Annotated in this window: 15 protein-coding genes; 9 read left to right on the top strand and 6 right to left on the bottom strand. The window is 38.2% G+C overall.

Translation table 11 applies throughout. The features are described 5' to 3' along the window. Nucleotides 1-72: 72 nt before the first annotated feature. The 8 genes from QZ620_RS09115 (at nucleotide 73) to QZ620_RS09080 (ending at nucleotide 9,292) form a co-directional block, all read left to right on the top strand. A complete protein-coding gene (locus QZ620_RS09115; RefSeq protein ID WP_295180938.1) occupies nucleotides 73-420 on the top strand; it encodes a hypothetical protein in 348 nt (115 codons plus the stop codon). Then, a complete protein-coding gene (locus QZ620_RS09110; protein ID WP_295180936.1) occupies nucleotides 410-1,174 on the top strand; it encodes a polysaccharide deacetylase family protein in 765 nt (254 codons plus the stop codon). The genes QZ620_RS09115 and QZ620_RS09110 overlap by 11 nt, the downstream gene beginning before the upstream one ends. After that, nucleotides 1,161-1,787, top strand: coding sequence for an outer membrane lipoprotein carrier protein LolA (locus QZ620_RS09105; protein ID WP_295180934.1), 627 nt, complete (start codon nucleotides 1,161-1,163; stop codon nucleotides 1,785-1,787). Before QZ620_RS09110 ends, QZ620_RS09105 begins: the two co-directional genes overlap by 14 nt. 6 nt (nucleotides 1,788-1,793) lie before the next feature. Further along, a complete protein-coding gene (locus tag QZ620_RS09100) occupies nucleotides 1,794-2,153 on the top strand; it encodes a hydroxymyristoyl-ACP dehydratase (RefSeq protein ID WP_295180933.1) in 360 nt (119 codons plus the stop codon). 63 nt (nucleotides 2,154-2,216) lie between these two features. Next, entirely contained in the window at nucleotides 2,217-3,422 is a 1,206-nt protein-coding gene (locus QZ620_RS09095) for a DUF2062 domain-containing protein (protein ID WP_295180932.1), read from the top strand. A 32-nt stretch (nucleotides 3,423-3,454) separates the two neighbouring features. Continuing rightward, nucleotides 3,455-6,373 (top strand): MMPL family transporter, encoded by a 2,919-nt coding sequence (locus QZ620_RS09090; protein WP_295180930.1) that lies wholly within the window; start codon nucleotides 3,455-3,457, stop codon nucleotides 6,371-6,373. Beyond that, nucleotides 6,374-8,032, top strand: a complete 1,659-nt coding sequence (locus tag QZ620_RS09085) for a C45 family autoproteolytic acyltransferase/hydolase (RefSeq protein WP_295180929.1) — start codon at nucleotides 6,374-6,376, stop codon at nucleotides 8,030-8,032. Between the two features lie 6 nt (nucleotides 8,033-8,038). Further along, complete coding sequence (locus QZ620_RS09080; protein ID WP_295180927.1) at nucleotides 8,039-9,292, top strand: AMP-binding protein; 1,254 nt, start codon at nucleotides 8,039-8,041, stop codon at nucleotides 9,290-9,292. Here QZ620_RS09080 and QZ620_RS09075 read toward each other — a convergent pair. The 6 genes from QZ620_RS09075 to tsaD are packed head-to-tail and all read right to left on the bottom strand — an operon-like array spanning nucleotide 9,284 to nucleotide 14,481. Further along, nucleotides 9,284-10,477, bottom strand: a complete 1,194-nt coding sequence (locus QZ620_RS09075) for a class I SAM-dependent methyltransferase (RefSeq protein ID WP_295180925.1) — start codon at nucleotides 10,475-10,477, stop codon at nucleotides 9,284-9,286. The two genes, QZ620_RS09080 and QZ620_RS09075, sit on opposite strands and share 9 nt — an antisense overlap. 4 nt (nucleotides 10,478-10,481) lie before the next feature. Further along, complete coding sequence (locus QZ620_RS09070; RefSeq protein ID WP_295180924.1) at nucleotides 10,482-11,570, bottom strand: AI-2E family transporter; 1,089 nt, start codon at nucleotides 11,568-11,570, stop codon at nucleotides 10,482-10,484. A gap of 23 nt (nucleotides 11,571-11,593) precedes the next feature. Next, nucleotides 11,594-12,097: a TrmH family RNA methyltransferase gene (locus tag QZ620_RS09065; RefSeq protein WP_295180923.1), complete on the bottom strand. Its 504-nt coding sequence runs from the start codon at nucleotides 12,095-12,097 to the stop codon at nucleotides 11,594-11,596. Nucleotides 12,098-12,099: 2 nt separating this feature from the next. Beyond that, complete coding sequence (locus tag QZ620_RS09060) at nucleotides 12,100-12,747, bottom strand: DUF4159 domain-containing protein (RefSeq protein WP_295180921.1); 648 nt, start codon at nucleotides 12,745-12,747, stop codon at nucleotides 12,100-12,102. Then, nucleotides 12,744-13,457 (bottom strand): 16S rRNA (uracil(1498)-N(3))-methyltransferase, encoded by a 714-nt coding sequence (locus QZ620_RS09055; protein ID WP_295180919.1) that lies wholly within the window; start codon nucleotides 13,455-13,457, stop codon nucleotides 12,744-12,746. The genes QZ620_RS09060 and QZ620_RS09055 overlap by 4 nt, the downstream gene beginning before the upstream one ends. A 1-nt stretch (nucleotide 13,458) precedes the next feature. Continuing rightward, on the bottom strand, nucleotides 13,459-14,481 hold the full coding sequence (gene tsaD, locus QZ620_RS09050) for a tRNA (adenosine(37)-N6)-threonylcarbamoyltransferase complex transferase subunit TsaD (protein ID WP_295180917.1): 1,023 nt from the start codon (nucleotides 14,479-14,481) through the stop codon (nucleotides 13,459-13,461). Nucleotides 14,482-14,572: 91 nt separating this feature from the next. Between tsaD and QZ620_RS09045 the strand changes: the two genes are divergently transcribed. Continuing rightward, nucleotides 14,573-18,483, top strand: a 3,911-nt coding sequence (locus QZ620_RS09045; RefSeq protein WP_295180915.1) for a translocation/assembly module TamB domain-containing protein, incomplete at its 3' end; no start/stop codon positions are given.

Here is an 18,483-nt window from a genome sequence, read left to right as displayed (position 1 = left end):
TGCTTGATTTAAAAAATAATTTATTATCTTTTTTAATATACTTGGTAAGTTCTCCGCCACTAGTAACGATGTATGATTTGCAATCTTTTTCTACAAGAAAATGAGCTAACATCAGAGAATTTAGACGCAATTGTTCTTGGGAACAATGGAGACAACAGGTTTGATGTTTATTATCATAATCTGCAGCAAGGTCTTTTAAGAAATGTTCCACAGCTCGCCTATAAATCTCTGGCCGGAGATAACAATTCTATTTCAGCAATTGGTTTTGCACTAGGGATTTCTATCCTTCAGCATCAAGAAATTCCGAAGAAATTCAGGCTAAATTCAAAGTCGGCTTCAATTTTCAACCGAATTTTGGTCTATAACCAATATCTTGGTAGAAATCACGGATTCATCTTACTGGAAAGTCTTGAAATATAAAATACTTCGAATCATCTTCAGCTTTATACTGCTTGGAAGCGTTCTGGGTGCTCTAAATGAGTACTGGTCTGGGTGGTTCATTCTGCTGGTGGCGGTGATATACATTAGCACGATCCTTATACTGTCCACAAATATTCGCATTAATTTTTTTCAGAATTCGATACATTCCGCAGTGGGAAAGGAAGGAGTAGGACTAAGTTTTGATGATGGTCCGCACCCAAATACTTTAAAGATTCTGGATATCCTGGATGAATATGAGGTAAAGGCATTGTTCTTTTGCATAGGGAAAAATATAGCGGAATATCCCGAAATCTACAGGGAAATCATAAAACGAGGTCATGTGGTGGGTAATCATACCTTTTCACATTCGCGAAAATTCGGTTTTCTCTCAACTCACGCGATCATTTCTGAAATTCAGCAATGTGATCGTATTGCTACGGAAGTAGCTGGTTTAAAAACAAAATTGTTCCGGCCACCATTTGGAGTTATCAATCCCAAGGTTTCCAGGGCAATTCTGGCTACCGGTCACATTACTGTAGGATGGAGTGTACGGTCTTATGACGCGATCACCAGCTCGCCGGATAAGATATATCAAAGAATTACAAAAGATCTAAAAGCCGGGGATTTGATACTTTTACACGATAATATCCCTCAAAGCGCTAAAGTCTTGGAACAGTTATTGGTATTTTTGAAGCAGAAAAATTTAACGGCAATCAGGCCAGATCACTTACTTGATATCGATGCGTATTCTTAAATTCATTTTTATACTTTTTAGTTGCCAGCTCTTCGCTCAGAATGCGACCTTTTCTACTTCGGAAGCTAAAGCTTTTAAAGAGTCGGTTTCCACTAAAGCAGAGACCATTGAAAATCTTGAGGCAGATTTCAGGCAGCTGAAGTTTATGAAAACCATGGAAAAGACTGTAGAAAGTGATGGTCATATTTGGTATGCTTCTCCTGGGAAACTTAAATGGTCATATACTTCTCCTTCCGATTATGAGTTGCTGTTCAAAGATTCGAGTTTATATATCGTTGAGGATGGTAAAACCAGGAAAATGAATACTGGAAACAGCGAATTTTTCGAAAAAATGGGGGAACTTGTTGAAGGAAGCTTTAATGGTCGCATTCTGGAAATGGATGAATTGTTTAGAACAGACTTTGCCAGGGAGGGAAAATTTGTAAAAGCTACGGTTACTCCAAAGGATGAGAATTTAGCTGAAATGTTCTCTGAGATAAGGATATTCTTCAATGCTGAAAAATATATTGAAAAAGTAAAGCTTATAGAACCTTCAGGCGATTTTACCGAGATTAAAATGAGTAATTTTAAGACCAATCAGAACATACCTGCTTCGGTATTCGATCATAAATAAGAAATTTTGAAAGATTTTTATACTGTTACCAAGTCTGAAAAAGACAATGATACCACGCGAACAAGCCTGAAGGTCAATGCGGAGCATGAACTTTACAATGGACATTTTCCTGGAAGACAGGTAACCCCGGGAGTTGTGCTCATGCAATTATTTAAGGAGGAGGCAGAAAGAATTTCAGAAAAAAAGCTTAGTCTTAAGAGGGCAAGCAATGTAAAGTTTACTGCAGTTTTTAATCCTACAGATAATGATGAACTCATTCTGGAATCAAAATTAGAAAAGCAGGGAACTTACTACGAGCTTAAAGGCATAGCGAAAAGTGAAACTGGGATTATTACTAAGATCAACGCGCTTTACGAGGTGATATAAATTTGTCCTGGCATAGGCAATTACTCTTTATTTAAATCATATTTTTGCATTAAAGCCAACAATTTGGGTACACTGCCTATTCTTCAAGAACGTTTTGATGCACTAAGTTGCGGTGTTATTGTTCCTACTTACAACAATGATCATTCGCTTCGTACTTTTCTTACCGAATTAGTTACTTATACCCGCAATATCATCGTTATTAACGATGGATCGACAGATACGACCAATGAGATTTTAAAGGATTTTGAATTCCTGGATATTGTATCGCATGATACTAACAGAGGTAAAGGTATTGCCTTAAAAACAGGTTTTAGAAGAGCAGAGGAGAAGGCTTACGAGTATGCGATCACTATAGATTCAGATGGGCAACATTATCCGGCAGATCTGGAGAAGTTCCTGGTAGAACTCGAAAATAGGAAAACTGGCGATCCTGAACTACTACTGGTAGGCGATCGAAATATGGCGCAGGCAGGGATCCCGGGGCAAAGTAGAAAAGGCAATAGATTTTCCAGTTTCTGGTATTTGGTAGTAACCGCCCAGGAATTAAAGGATACTCAAAGTGGTTACCGACTGTATCCCGTTCGGCTTATTAATTCTTTAAGACTGATCACCTGGAAATTCGAATTAGAGATCGAGGTGTTGGTGAAGTCGGCATGGAAAAAAGTTGAAGTAAAAAATATACCTATAAGGATTCACTACGATCCAGGAGAGCGGGTGACTCACTTCCGCCCATTCTGGGATATTGTACGTATCGTCTTTTTATACATGTACTTTGTATTGATCAGTTTCTTTTACATCCATCCAAGGAATAAATATCGTGAATTCAAGCAAAAGGGGATCAGTAGATTTTTTAGAGAGGATATTATAAGAGATCAGGATTCTCCTCAAAGAAAAGCATCCGCCATCGCTTTGGGAATATTTGTAGGGATCTCACCATTTTGGGGTTTGCATACCTTACTAGTTTTTACACTAGCAACCCTAATGAAAGTTAATAAGGCCATAGCCTTTTTATTTAGTAATATAAGCATACCGCCTTTTATTCCGTTAATTCTCTATTTAAGTTATCAGTTAGGGAATTTTGTTATGGGGAATGGTTTTGACTGGCAATTGAACCTCGAGAATTTTGATTCGGGAAAAGATCTTTTCATAGGTTTAACTCAATATTTAATTGGTAGCATAGTCCTGGCAATTATTAGTGCAGCACTTACGTGGATCATGTTTTACTGTCTGTTCTCCATTCTGAAATCTAAACAACCAGCAAATAATTAATGTCTAGATTTTTTCTGAAAATTCATGAATTCTTGAATCGGCATAAAAGCCTGGCGTTGATCATTGCAGTTCTGTATCTCGGCCTTATGTCCTTTCTTGCTTCAGGCATTAAGTTAGAAGAGGATATAACCAAACTAGTGCCGTCTGGAAATGATCAGGATCTGGTGAAAACCATACTGGAAGAATCGAAGTTTTCAGATAAGATCATCTTTCGGGTGAAGGCTGAAGAAAATACAGATCGGGATAGCCTGGTGGCTTATGCCAACGAAATATCTGAGTTCTTGAACACAGAGCTTTCAGAATATGTTGCTGGTGTCAAAGGAAAAATTCCGGAACAGGACATCAAACAAATCTATAATTTTGTTCAGTCCAATTTACCCATCTTCTTAAATGAACAGGATTACGTAATCATTGATCAAAAGACCGATGCAGACAGTATAGCTGCAAGTATCGAATCTGGTTACAAGCAATTAATATCACCCACTGGATTTGTGACTAAAAATTATTTTCTCTCAGATCCTCTTAGTATTACAAGACTTGGTTTGGCACGTTTGCAGGAATTGCAGGTTGGAGACCAGTATGTGCTATATCAGAACTATATAATGACAAAGGATCAAAAGAATATTCTGTTCTTCATAGATCCCGTCTATCCTGCATCAGAATCGAACAGGAATAAACAGTTTACAGCGAAACTGGAAGCTAAGATCGAGTCGCTGGATGCTCGCTATAATACTATAACAGGAGATTATTTTGGCGGACTCCGTTACTCGGTAGCCAATGCAGAACAAATAAAACAGGATGTCCGAACTACTGTAATAATTGCGGTTACGGTATTGCTCATTTTACTGGTGGTTTATTACAGGAAATTTTATGTTCCAATTTTGCTATTTCTACCCAGTATTTTTGCCGGAATCACGGCTGTAGCCATTCTTTATATTTTACAGGGATCAGTTTCGGCTATAAGCCTGGGAATTGGTGCGATTCTTTTGGGTATTACGCTGGATTACTCCTTACATATTTTAACGCATCTTCGAAATAGTTCAAATATTGAAAAACTGTATAAAGATATTACGAAGCCAGTCATTATGAGCAGTCTCACCACGGCGATCGCATTTATGTGCCTGGTTTTTGTAAAAAGTGAAGCTTTGCGTGATCTGGGGATATTTGCAAGTTTAAGCGTGTTATTCTCTTCCTTCTTCGCCCTTGTGCTTATTCCTTTTCTATATACACCAGGGAATATTTACGCAAAAACAACGATTCTGGACAGAGTTTCTAGCCTGGATTATTCCAGAATTAGACCTTTGATATACTTGCTATCAGGATTATTTGTAGTGTCTCTTTTCTTCTTCAGCAAAGTGGAATTTAATGAAGATCTATCAGAACTAAACTACCAGCCGGAACATATTAAAAAGATAGAATTAGAGCTGGAAGGACTTGCTGGAAGATCCGGGAAAACTATCTTACTGGTGGCTTACGGAAACTCGCTGGATGAAGCTTTGTACAGGAATAATCAGTTATACCAGGATCTCAAAAAGTTCGAAAATGAAGGTGATATTGAAAACTTCAGTAGTATAGGAGGAGTAGTGCTTTCTACCGAAACCCAGGAATCCCGTATCGACAAATGGAACGGCTTCTGGACTGCTGAAAAACAGGATTCGGTAAAGAACAATATTCAAAAGACTTCAAAAATCTTTGGATTTAAATCGAATAGTTTTAGCAATTTCGATGAACTGCTGTCTAAAAATTATTCAAGTATAGGTCTCAAAGATTATGAGTTGGCCGGCTCACTATATATGCAGGATTTTGTATCCAATAATCCAGAAATTTCAACGGTTTCGAGCAGCGTTAATTTACCAGAAGATAAGGTTGAAAGATTTATTAGCTATTTCGAAAATGTTCCAGGAGTGGTAGCACTGGACAGAAAGGCGATCAATCAGAACTTTTTAGGAGATCTTAAAGCCGACTTTAATATCCTTATTCTCGCTTCAGTAGTGGCAGTTTTCCTGGTGCTGCTGGTATTTTATCAGAACTTGCTTCTAAGTGTGATCACCTTGCTACCAATCGCGATCACCTGGATCTGTTCCCTGGGAATCATGTATTTCTTTGGGATAGAATTCAACATTCTGAATATCATTATTTCGAGTTTCATCTTTGGACTTGGGCTTGATTACAGCATTTTTATTACTAATTCATGTCTCAAAGAATATGAAACTGGTAAATCTGAATTAAAAACCTATCAGGCATCCATCATTCTGTCGGTTATCACAACATTGCTGGGAATAGGGGCTCTGATTTTCGCTAAACATCCTGCTCTGAAATCCATTTCGATCGTTTCAATTATTGGAGTGCTTACAGCGGTTTCGGTAAGTTTCATACTTCAGCGCAGTTTATTCAGAAAATTGATCTTTCAGCAATATGGATCATTATCCTTCAGAAGAAATAATAAAAACGCTGTTTCTGAAAAACTTTATCATAAAGATGCAATTCTGAAGCATTACCGCTATCATTCAACTTATTCCGAAGCTAAAGCTGAATTCAGGCAACAAAGAGAAAAGTTCTTAAAGATATCACGTTATCTTGCTGAAGTAGATGATCTCCTTGTTCTGAATTCGGGAATAGGAATTTTGCCTTTATTTATCAAGATCAAGTATCCTCAAAATGAAGTGTATAGCCTTGAATTCGAAGAATCGAAAAGAGTAGCGGCAAAGAATGCCTATAGATTAAGAGATGATAAAATTCATATTCTTGAAAGTGCTCAGGATCTTCCATTGCTTCGTAATTATATTATTCAGGGAGATACTCACGATTCTGCACTAATCAAAGATCTTTCTAAAAGTGCCGATTTAATGATATTTCTGGATTCTGAAATGAAAACTCGCTGGTTGCTTGATCAAAATTTTGAACTTACCTATCGACAGAATGATATTTTAATCTACCGAAAACTGATTTAGATGAAGAAGTTTATTCTACATATCCTCATTTTATTTGTTTTCAATTCCTGCGGAATTAAAAAGTCCATGGATCACAAGCCAGATCTCAGCTGTTTTGAACAAATTGATACCACAAGAATAAAACATTCAGATAGTCTATACACTTTGGGGAATAACCAGCTCTACCAGAACGATCTTGGCGTATGGGAAATGTATCTCGAAGGTAATGCCCTGGAAAGGGGAGTTGCTCATGGAAGTCTGGGACGGGAGCTTATACACCATCAGGAAAAAGCATTTATGTCTAAGCTGGAAGAAATGGTACCTTCAGAAGATTATAGAGGCTTCCTGAAAACATTTGTTAGTTGGTTCAACCGGAAACTGTACCTCCATGTTTCTGAAGAATATAAACAGGAGATCTATGGGGTTTCAAGGTACAGCCTGGAAAAGTATGATGATTTCGCACCTGCTTATATTCGCATGTTATATTTTCATGGAGCGCATGATATTGGACATGCTTTACAGGACCTAATGCTGGTGGGATGTACAAGTTTTGCAGCCTGGGACGAAAAAACCAGCGATGGAGAATTATTAATAGGTCGGAATTTTGATTTTTATGCAGGTGATGATTTTGGAGAACAAAAGATCGCCGCATTCGTAGCGCCGAATAAAGGTCACAGATTTATGATGTACACCTGGGGCGGGATGATAGGGGCATTAAGTGGTATGAACATGCAGGGAATCACCGTGACTATCAATGCCGGGAAATCCAGAGTGCCACTGGTTGCCAAAACTCCCATTAGTCTGTTAGCACGGGAAATTTTGCAATATGCCGGATCAATTGAAGAGGCAATTGCGATTGCGAAAAAACGTGAAGTGTTTGTTTCAGAATCGATCATGATTGGAAGTGGAGATGAAAAAAGAACGGTTTTGATAGAAGTGTCCCCTGGTAATTTTGGAGTATACGAAGTGGAGAATCATGATCAACTAGTTTGTAGCAATCATTTTCAAAGCGAAGCATATTCGAGTGATAGAAATAATAAGCTAACCCGTGAGGAAAGTCACACTCAATACCGGTACGACCGCATGCAGCAATTGCTTGAAAAGGAAGATAAATTGAATCCACTTAAGGCGGTTCAGATCCTTAGGGATCGGCAGGGTCTGGACGAGCAGTCGATTGGAATGGGTAATGAAAAAGCAATTAACCAGCTCTTAGCGCATCACGGTATCGTTTTTAAACCGGCAGAACGGAAGGTTTGGGTAAGTTCAAATCCCTACCAGATGGGAGAATTTATACATTATGATCTAAATCAGGTTTTCTCAGATTATGGTCAGGGCATTAAGTCGGTTTCAGTTTCAACGAAGGAATTCAATATCCCGGCAAGTAGTTTTCTTCAAACTCAGGAATATCAGGACTACGAAGCCTTTAGAGTACTTGAAAGTAAAGTTAAAGGAGCATTATATAGCGCAAAATCTGTAGATGGGAATAAAGCCAGGCAACTTGTAAAACTTAATCCCGATTTCTGGGAGGCTTGGTATTTAGCAGGCAGAATCTATTATAAGAATAAGCATTATAAAAGTGCGTTGATCCATTTTAAGCAAGCCAGAAAAAGAGAGATTACAACCATTCCTGATTTAAAGCAAGTGGAGAAAATGATCAGGAAATCGACCAGAAAAATTTAATTTGAAGTGCAGGAGTCAGATCAAAAAACACAGTGGCAGAAAATTCAGCAACAGCTGAGCTATACATTCAGAACATCAAAATTTTATCAGAATGTTTTGCAGCAAAATTCTATCCAGGTCGATAGCATCACTAGTTATGTGGAGTTTTCAAAATTACCCATAACTACCAAAGAACAGCTGCAGCAATATAATGAGCATTTCATTTCCATTCCACAGGAAGATATCATAGATCATGTTACCACCAGCGGGACTCTTGGTGAGCCGGTTTCTTTCTATTTAAACGAACATGATCTAGACAGGCTCGCTGAGAATGAGTCACGTTCTTTCAAACTTGCCGGGATTACAAATCATGATAAAGTTTTGATCACTACAACGCTGGATCGAAGATTCATGGCGGGAATGGCTTATTTCCTTGGTCTTAGAAAATTAGGTGCTGGAGCGATTAGAACCGGAGGTGGTTTGCCGGGATTGCAATGGGAAAGTATTTTCAGATTTAAACCGAAATATATCATTGCTGTCCCTTCCTTTCTTCTGAAACTCATTCAATATGCTGAAGAAAACCATATTGATTATCGAAAATCATCAATTCAGTCTGCAATATGTATTGGTGAACCGTTGCGAACTTCCAATTTTGAGCTAAATAGCCTGGGACAAAGAATTTCTTCCTTATGGGATATAGAGTTATTTTCGACTTATGCTTCAACAGAGATGGCTACTGCTTTTACGGAATGTAACCAGCATCAGGGCAATCATGTCCAGGAAGACCTTATTTATACTGAAATTCTTGATCAGGATGGCAATCATGTTGCTGATGGTGAAATAGGTGAGCTCGTAGTTACTCCATTAAATGTACAAAGTATACCGCTTATTCGTTTTGCCACAGGCGATATGCTGACTTATACCGATGCTCCTTGCGAATGTGGCAGGAAAGGAAGAAGGTTAGGACCAGTAATTGGCAGGAAGCAGCAGAAAATAAAATTAAAAGGCACCAGTCTTTATCCACAGCATATTATCGAAATATTAAATAGGTTTAACGAACTCGAAAATTTCATCATTGAAGTTTCTCTGGATGAAATTGGGGGTGACCGACTTAAAATTTTGATTCCGGAAAGTTTCAGGGAAATTGAAGGCCTGAAGGAGCATTTAAAAGCATTCTTAAACGTATTGCCAGAGATTGGCTTCAAAGATTCTAAAACTCTTCAACAACTCAAATTTCCGGTTAATAGTAGGAAACCAAAAATCTTTTACGATCTACGCTAAGTTTGCCTTTCTACAAAAGACTACAGTTTTCTCATTTTCCAGGTTTGTAGTGAAAAAGATATAATCATTTCCTCCATCCTGAATTTTGTATTTTTTCCGAATATTTTCTACTGAATCTGGGAAATTCCTGGTAGTAACATTTGCTTTTTTATTCTTCAATATCTTCTTTAGGTGCTTGTCTTTATAACTCTTAATATCAGTTATATGGAATATTCTTCCCGGAAATTCTTTAACCAGTGTTTCTGAAGTATAAAAATGAGAATGCTCATGCAGTTTTAGAATTCCAAAAGTGGTGCTGACTTCCGTAAATAATCCGCTTTTCATGATCGCGGCATTCGGTTCGTAGAGATAGTTTAAAGGTTTTGAAAGAACCGCATTCAAGGTTTTTACTTCTGTATCAAAACTAAATTTTTGCAACTTTTTTCCCTGGAAATTGAGGGTTGTCACTTTAAAATCAGACCTCCAGTTTTTTTCAAATAGCCAAAGCAGCTCCTTTACTTCATTGTTAACCGCTATGATATGAATCTCTTTAACAGAATGCAGTTCACGCAGTCCAGCTGTGATATCGAGAATAGGTGAAGTTTTTATAAGAATATGATCAGATTTTTCAAGTAGGAAATCGAGTTCTTCAGGAACATCTGGTGTACAATCTGATAAATGGTAGACTTTACCGCCATGTTCATCACGTCTCGCAGGATCTGCATAGATCCAGTCAAATTTCTGGTCATTTTGCTTTAGTATATCTAGGCTATCTCCATGATGCAAACAAATATTATAAGCTTCCAGTTCTTTGAAATTGTGCGCAGCAATTTCAAACAGCTCTTTATTCAATTCGTAATATTGAAAACTGTTGAATTTCTTTGCTAGGAAGTAAGTATCTATACCTAAACCTCCGGTGAGATCTGCCCCTGAAGAACCATTTACTAATCCTGATTTATATTCCGCAGTGATCTGTGAGGATGTTTGTTCCAGATTAAGCTTAGGAGGGTAAAGTATTCGCGGATTATTAAAAAACAGTGGAAATTTCTTCTCTGCAATGCGCCTGCCTTTTATCTGCGTTGCGATCTCCTGAATTTTAATATGGCTGAAAGGGCTACCTTTTAAAATGAGAGCAGGCAGATCCTTTTTTTGATTTTCCTTTATAAAACGTTGGACTTCTTCCTCTAAAAGCGCCTTTTGAAGCATCTAATTACAGATCTCTGGTTAGTCGTTTAACGATCTTGTATTCACTCAAAGATTCTTTAGCGATCACCTTAAGCGCTGTATAAAAAGGAACTGCGACTACCATTCCTGCAATCCCAAACATAAGTCCGGCGATCAGGATGATGAGGAATATTTCAAGTGGATGGGATTTCACGCTTGCACCAAATATCATGGGCTGGGAAATAAAGTTGTCAATTAGCTGACAAATTGCATAACCCATCATCACGTAGATCAATCTTGGAAGAATGATACTACTAAAATCTGCTCCAAGAAAACTGGAGATTACGAACAAAGCCATTAAAATACCTGCTAACAGTGGTCCCAGGTATGGAACAAGATTCAGGAACGCGCAAATAAAAGCGATGGCAATTGGATTATTGATCTCAAAGACACTAAGTAAAATAGAGTAGAGGAAAAACAACACTGTAATTTGCATGGTTAATCCCACAAAATACCGGCTTAGTAAAACCTTGATCTTATTAAAAACTCTTTGAAATTTCTTTTCTTCTCCATGATTGGCGAACACGAGGATGCTATTCAGCATTAACTTGGAATCTTTCAGGAAGAAAAAGGAAATGAAAATAATCGAAAATACAGCGATCATGGTTGTCCCCAATATTCCGAAGACATTATTTAAGAATTGCGGAATTAGACCAACATCGAAGTTTCGTACAAACTCACTTCGTTTTAGACCTTCAATTAAGTTCAGCTCGTTGACCCCTAAATAATTATTAACCTGATCGTTTAAGTCATTCAGATCGCTTTTGAAAGCTTCAATATCGATTTGACCTAAATATTTGCTTTGTTCAATAATGATCGGAACAAAAACGAAAATAATACCTACAAATATGGATAGGACCAGGAATAAAACGGTGATTACCGCTATCTGGTTGGGTAGTTTCAGCTTATTCCGAAGAAAGATCACGACAGGTCGACCAACTAGAGCTATGATTCCAGCAATGGCAATATAAACGATTACCGATTGGATTTCCCATAGAAAATAGAGTGCCAGCAGAATACCAATCATGATACCCACTGCTCGTAATATACCGTTCGCGAATTCTTTTGCTTTCACAGCGTAAATATATTATTTCTAACTTAACTGCGTAGAACTTTTGTAATTTCATACAAAGCAATTCCCAGCGATTGGGCGACATTCATGCTGCTATTCTTTCCAAACATCTCGATATGGTATGCACTATCACAGTTCTTTAGAATTTCTTCGGAAATGCCATGTCTCTCGTTTCCGGCTACTAAAAGTATTTTATTTGCCTCAAGATGAAAGTCTGAGATAGGCTTACTTTCTGAAGTGATCTCGACCGCGGTCATTATATATCCACTGCTCTTAAGATCACTAATAAACTGGGTTGCATCTTCGTAAATTTCAAAATCTACCGTGGTATGGGTGTTCCTGGCTGTTCTTTTTAATCGGTTACTGTTCAGATTCGGTGGTGTTCCATGAAAAATGAGCTTTTCAACACCAAATGCATCGGCAAGACGAAAGATACTGCCTATGTTCGCTTCACTGGTGATATTGTCTAGCAGTAAAATAACTGGAAATTGTCTGTTCTCAAAATTCGTGGTTTCGTGAGTAAGTTGCATAACTAGTTTTCGAATGCGTATTTGATGATGTTTGCCCCCATTTGCAGAGCTTTTAGACGAATCTCTTCCGGGTCATTATGAACTTCCTGACTTTCCCAACCATCACCAAGATCACTTTCTACGGTGTATAAAATCAGTAATCTCCCGTTCTCAAAGATTCCCATAGCCTGAGGTCTTTGCGCATCATGTTCATGGATTTTTGGAAGTCCGTTGGGGAATTTATACTGATTCCTGAAGATTTCGTGATCCACGGGGATCTCCTGAAGATTTTGTTCGGGAAATAATTCCTTTAATAATGGCCGGATAAACTCATCCATTCCATAATTGTCATCGATATGCAAGAATCCGCCACTAAATAGGTATTGCCTGAGGTTTTCTTTTTCAGCTTCGCTAAATACCACATTTCCATGTCCGGTCATATGTATAAATGGAAATTGAAATATATCACTACTTCCGGGCTCTACAGTTTCTGGTTTTTCATTCAGGGAAGTTTGTAAATTCGTGTTGCAAAATTTGATAAGATTGGGCAGAGCAGTTGGATTCGCGTACCAATCTCCTCCACCATTATATTTTAGAACAGCAATTTCCTGCGCATTTACCTCAACCGAAACGAGCACTAAAAAGAGAATTACAAATACGAACTTTTTCATGAATTTTGATTGATGAGTGCGACTGTGTGACATGCGGCAATCGCTGCAGTTTCAGTGCGTAACCTGCTTTCTCCAAGACTTATTTGCTGCCAGTTTTCTTTCATTGCGGTTTTTATCTCGTTGGGACTAAAATCTCCTTCAGGACCAATCAAAATATTGATGGTGCTATTGGCTTTCAGTTTATTCTGAAGATAGGGTTTCTTTTCGTCATCCTCGCAGTGCGCAATTAATCTCATACCTGGCATTTCTGTCTGCATCAATTCAGAAAAACTAACAGGATCGTTCAATTTGGGGAAATGCATGTGCAATGATTGTTTCATAGCGCTCAATAGCACTCGTTGATAACGTTCCAGCTTTACGGTTTTACGTTCACTATGATCACAAATAACAGGCGTAATTTCGTGAACACCAATCTCCATTGCTTTTTCCAGAAACCATTCATAGCGATCGTTCATCTTTGTAGGTGCAACGATCATATGTAAATAATAGGGTGGTGCTGGCTGACTTTCAAAAGAACTAATACTGGCGATACATTGCTTTATATCAGCCTGGATGATCTGAGCCTTGAATAGCATCCCAGTTCCATTAGTGATGCTTAACTCATCACCTTCGGTTTTTCGTAAAACTTTTACAATATGTCTGCTTTCATCCTTTTGAAAAATTACCTGATTATCGTTTTCTGAAATATCTGGATTGTAGAATAATTGCATATTATATTTTATATCTCGATTGCGCGGTTACCGAAAAATCGGCAAAATCTTTTTGTAAGTATTTGTGGTATCCTGCGATCCCGATCATTGCAGCATTATCTGTCGTGTACTCAAACTTCGGAATAAAACATTTCCAGCCCCATTTTTTTTCAGCATCAACTAAAGCCTGGCGTATTCCACTATTTGCAGAAACTCCGCCACCAATGGCCACCTGGTTGATACCGGTTTTTTTAACTGCCTTTTTCATTTTATCCATTAAAATACCTATGATAGTATATTGAATAGAGGCGCAGATATCTTTTAAATTCTTTACAACAAATTCAGGATCTTCTTTTGTTTTCTTCTGAATAAAATATAAAACGGCTGTCTTAAAACCACTAAAACTGAAGTTCAGGTCATCAACTTTCGGCTTCGTAAATTCAAAAGCTTTTGGGTCGCCTTCCCTGGCGTATTTATCTATTAAAGGGCCTCCTGGATAGGGTAGTCCCAAAATTTTTGCGCTTTTATCGAAAGCTTCACCTACTGCATCGTCCAGGGTTTCGCCAATAACTTCCATGTCAAAATAATCTGAAACCTTTACGATTTGGGTATGTCCACCGCTTATGGTCATCGCCAGAAATGGAAACTCAGGTTTGTCGAATCCTTCCTCTTCAATAAAATGTGCCAGAATATGAGCCTGCATATGGTTGACCTCGATTAATGGAATTTCCAGACCCATTGCGAGTGACTTGGCAAAAGAGGTTCCAACGAGCAAAGAACCCATAAGTCCCGGACCTCTTGTAAATGCAATTGCAGAGAGATCTTTTTTGTCGATATTTGCCTTTTCCAAAGCCTGGTGGATCACTGGAACTATATTCTGTTGATGCGCTCGTGATGCAAGTTCTGGAACAACTCCACCATATTGTTTGTGTACTTCCTGAGTTGCAACAATATTAGAAAGAATTTTACCGTTGGAGAGTACGGCAGCCGCCGTATCATCACAGGAAGATTCTATAGCGAGAATGTTTATTAAATGATCAGCCATCAGATTTATTTGGGAATAGATATTGTAAATTAGTCGCAAAGTTAAAACATAAAAACGTATCAAAAAATTCTGGAAAATACTAACGAAAACAGTGGTTGCACTTGTTTTGTTATTCATTATTTTATTGATCGTGTTTTCTATTCCTGCAGTTCAGACTTCAGTAGCACGCAAACTCACCAATTCTCTTCAGGATAAAAGTGACGTTACTATAGATATTGGTCGTGTTTCTATTAGTTATTTTGGGGATATTCTCTTGAATGATATCTATGTGGAAGATCATCATGAGGATACGCTATTTACTGCGAAAGAGATCAGTTCTTCTATTCTAAGTTACTCGAAGCTTATGAGCAATGCTCCAGAACTGGGGGATACAAGAATTGATGGCCTGAACATGCATATGCGCAGGTATAAAGGTGAAGACAGAGATAATCTGGGAATACTTATTCAAAAACTTCAGAAGGAACCAACAGGAGATCCTAAGGATTTTAATCTTACTGCGGAAGATGTACAGATCACGAACAGTCGCTATAGTTTCATCGACGAAAACCTTGACCGCTCTGATGTTCTGGTTGTTGATGATCTCAATATTTACGCAAACGAGCTAAGGATCTTTAATTCCAATATAGACATAGATATTGGAATGCTGCGTGGCTACGAGCATCGCGGGATTCAGATAGATCAGCTTTCTACGCTATTTCACTATGATCCAAATAGGATGAGTCTGCAAAACATGATCCTGAAAACTCCGGGGTCTATGGTCAATGCCGATCTTTCTTTCGAATACGACCTCTCAGATTTTTCAGATTTTGAGAATCTTGTACGGGTAGAAGCGAAGTTTCGGGAAAGCATTTTGAACTCCAATGATCTGATTACGTTTTATGACGGGTTTGGAGAGAATCAACTCGTAAAGTTTCAGACAGAACTTACTGGGACTTTAAATGATTTTCGCTTAGATGGGTTCCGACTTCAGGGTCTTGATAGAACAGAGATTTATGGGGATTTTCAGGTTGTTGGATCTTTTTCAGATGAGCCGAATTCCTTTAAACTAGATGGTAGTTTTTCAGATTTTAATACCAACTACTATGATATGATCAACTTCCTGCCGGGAGCACTTCAGGGCCAATTGCCTGAAACTCTTCGGGATTTTGGTAATGTGAATATCAAAGGAAATACGGTGGTTACGAATGGATTTCTGGATGCAGATGTAATTATAGCTACACAACTGGGATCTGCAGACGCAGATTTTGAACTCAATAATTTTAATAATTCTGCTGCTTCAAGTTACAAAGGCAAACTGGTCTTTAAGAACTTTAACCTTGGTCGTTTAATAGGTAATACCCAATTAGGGAAAGCGAGTTTTGATATCGACTTTGACGGGAAAGGTCTGGACCAGGAAAATCTGAACACGCAGTTAAAAGGAACCATTGCTAAACTGGAATTCAATAATTATGCTTATTCCAATATCCAGATTATGGGGAATCTTCGGAATCCACTTTTTAATGGATATTTCAAGTCAAATGATCCTAATCTGGAAATGGAATTTAATGGTCTGGCAGATGTTTCAGAAGAAACCAATGTGTATGATTTTGAAGCTTCCGTAGGATATGCAGACCTCCACGCGCTCAATTTTGTGAATAGAGATACGGTTTCAGTCTTCAAGGGTGATGTGATTATGAATATGCAGGGAACTAATGTTGACAACGCATTTGGAGATATCCTGCTTCTTAATACTTCTTATAAAAACCAGAACGATCTTTATTATTTCGATGATCTTAATATAGCTTCTACATTTGATGGACCAGTTCGAACTATTACGATCAATTCTCCAGATGTTATTAATGGAGAGGTTAGCGGAGTTTTTAAAGTGAACGAAGTTGGTGCGCTAATAGAAAACTCCATAGGTAGTATTTACACGAACTACAAACCAAAAACTATCACGACGAACCAGTATATGGAGTTCGATTTTGATATCTATAACCAGATCGTCGAAGTTTTTTATCCTGAAATTGAACTGGCTCCTAATACATTTATTCGAGGTCGGGTGGAGTCTGATGAATCTGAATTTAAATTAACCTTTAGATCTCCAAGAATCGATTTCTTTGAGAATATGGTGGAAGACATTAACCTTCAGGTTGATAACACGAATCCTATCTACAATACTTTCTTTGAAGCCGATAGCGTTTCTACCGATCTTTATAAGTTTTCAGAATTTAGTTTTATTAATGTGACTCAGCGTGACACGCTGTTCATACGTTCAGAATTTAAGGGCGGAAAGAATAATTCTGATGAATTTAATCTGAATCTATTTCATACCATCAATGAGAACAGTAAGTCTGTAGTTGGTATACAGAAATCAGATTTTAAATTTAAAGAAAAAGTTTGGTACCTGAATGAAAATAATGATCGTAGTAATAAAATAGTTTTTGATAATAGTTTCCGTGATTTGCAGATCGATTCGCTAGTCATGAGTCATAAGAATGAACAAATTCGACTTAGCGGAAATATGCGGGACAGCACCTATAAAAACTTTAAAATGAAGTTTAGTGAGGTGGATATTGGAAAGATCACTCCAGAAATAGATAGTCTCGACCTTGCCGGGATTCTTAACGGCGATCTCGAACTGCTCCAGGAAGATGGTGCTTATTTCCCGGTTTCAAACTTAAGAATTGACCAGTTCCAGGTGAACGATCTTGTGATGGGTAATCTGGCTCTTGACGTAAGTGGGAACCAGGATCTTAGCACTTACTCGGTTTACGCTCAACTTGAGAAGGAAGGCATCGAATCATTATCTGCAATAGGAGATATTAATGTGAATGGCAGCGAACCAAGGATCGATCTGGAAGTGAATATGAATCGGCTGAATATGGGTGTATTTACTCCTTTGGGAGCAGATGTTCTTACAGATATTAGAGGATTTGCCACAGGAAGGGCTTTCGTTACCGGGAATTACAAAAATCCCGATTTCTCCGGATCTTTATCTTTAGCTGAAGCGGGATTACGAATCCCTTATTTGAATGTAGACCTAGATTTCCAGGAAAATGCAGAGATAGATCTTACCCAGCAGCAATTTGTATTTGATAACATTGATATTGTAGACACCAAATTCAAAACGAAAGGAACATTGGATGGTTTGATCTCGCATCGTAATTTTTCTGAATGGTTTCTGGATCTAACGCTGGTTTCAGACCGGATCCTTGTATTGAATACAGAAGCCGATGAGGATGCACTTTATTATGGTACCGCATTTATTGATGGAGAAGCTTCAATCATGGGGCTTACAGATGAACTGGTGATCGAAGTGAATGCAGCTACCGAGAGAGGTACAGTTTTTAAAATTCCGCTAAGCGATACTGAATCTGTGGGAGATAATTCTTTTATAAGATTTTTAAGTCCGGAAGAAAAAGCAGCGCGTCTTGCTGGAGAAGAAATTGAAATTCCCGAAGTTAAAGGCCTTGAACTGGTTTTTGATCTTGATATTACCAATGATGCTGAAGTTGAAGTTGTCGTAGACCAGACCAGCGGAAGTACATTGCGTGGCAGAGGTTCCGGGAACTTACTATTGGAGATCAATACCAATGGAAAATTTAACATGTGGGGAGATTTCATTGTTTATGAAGGAGTTTATAACTTTAAATACGCCGGACTCGTTCAAAAGGTATTCACTGTAGAATCTGGCGGAAGTATTAACTGGGATGGAGATCCTATGGATGCCCAACTGGATGTAAGTGCCGTGTACTCATTGAACGCGAATCCTGCCGTTTTACTGGAAAACCCATCGGTCAATCGAAAGATTCCTGTTGATGTAGTTATTAATTTACAGGGAGAAATTGCACAGCCAGAAATTGGTTTCGCGATAGACTTTCCAAGTGCTAGTTCCACCGTGAAATCTGAATTACAGTATCGAATCGATGATAGGGCTACTACCGAGTTACAGGCATTGTTTCTGGTTACTCAAGGAACATTTTACAGTGAGTTTGGATTACGTGGCGCTGCAATTTATGG

Source organism: uncultured Christiangramia sp. (genome assembly GCF_913046405.1).
GTDB classification, from domain to species: Bacteria; Bacteroidota; Bacteroidia; order Flavobacteriales; family Flavobacteriaceae; genus Christiangramia; species Christiangramia marina.
This window is presented reverse-complemented; position numbering and strand designations above follow the sequence as displayed.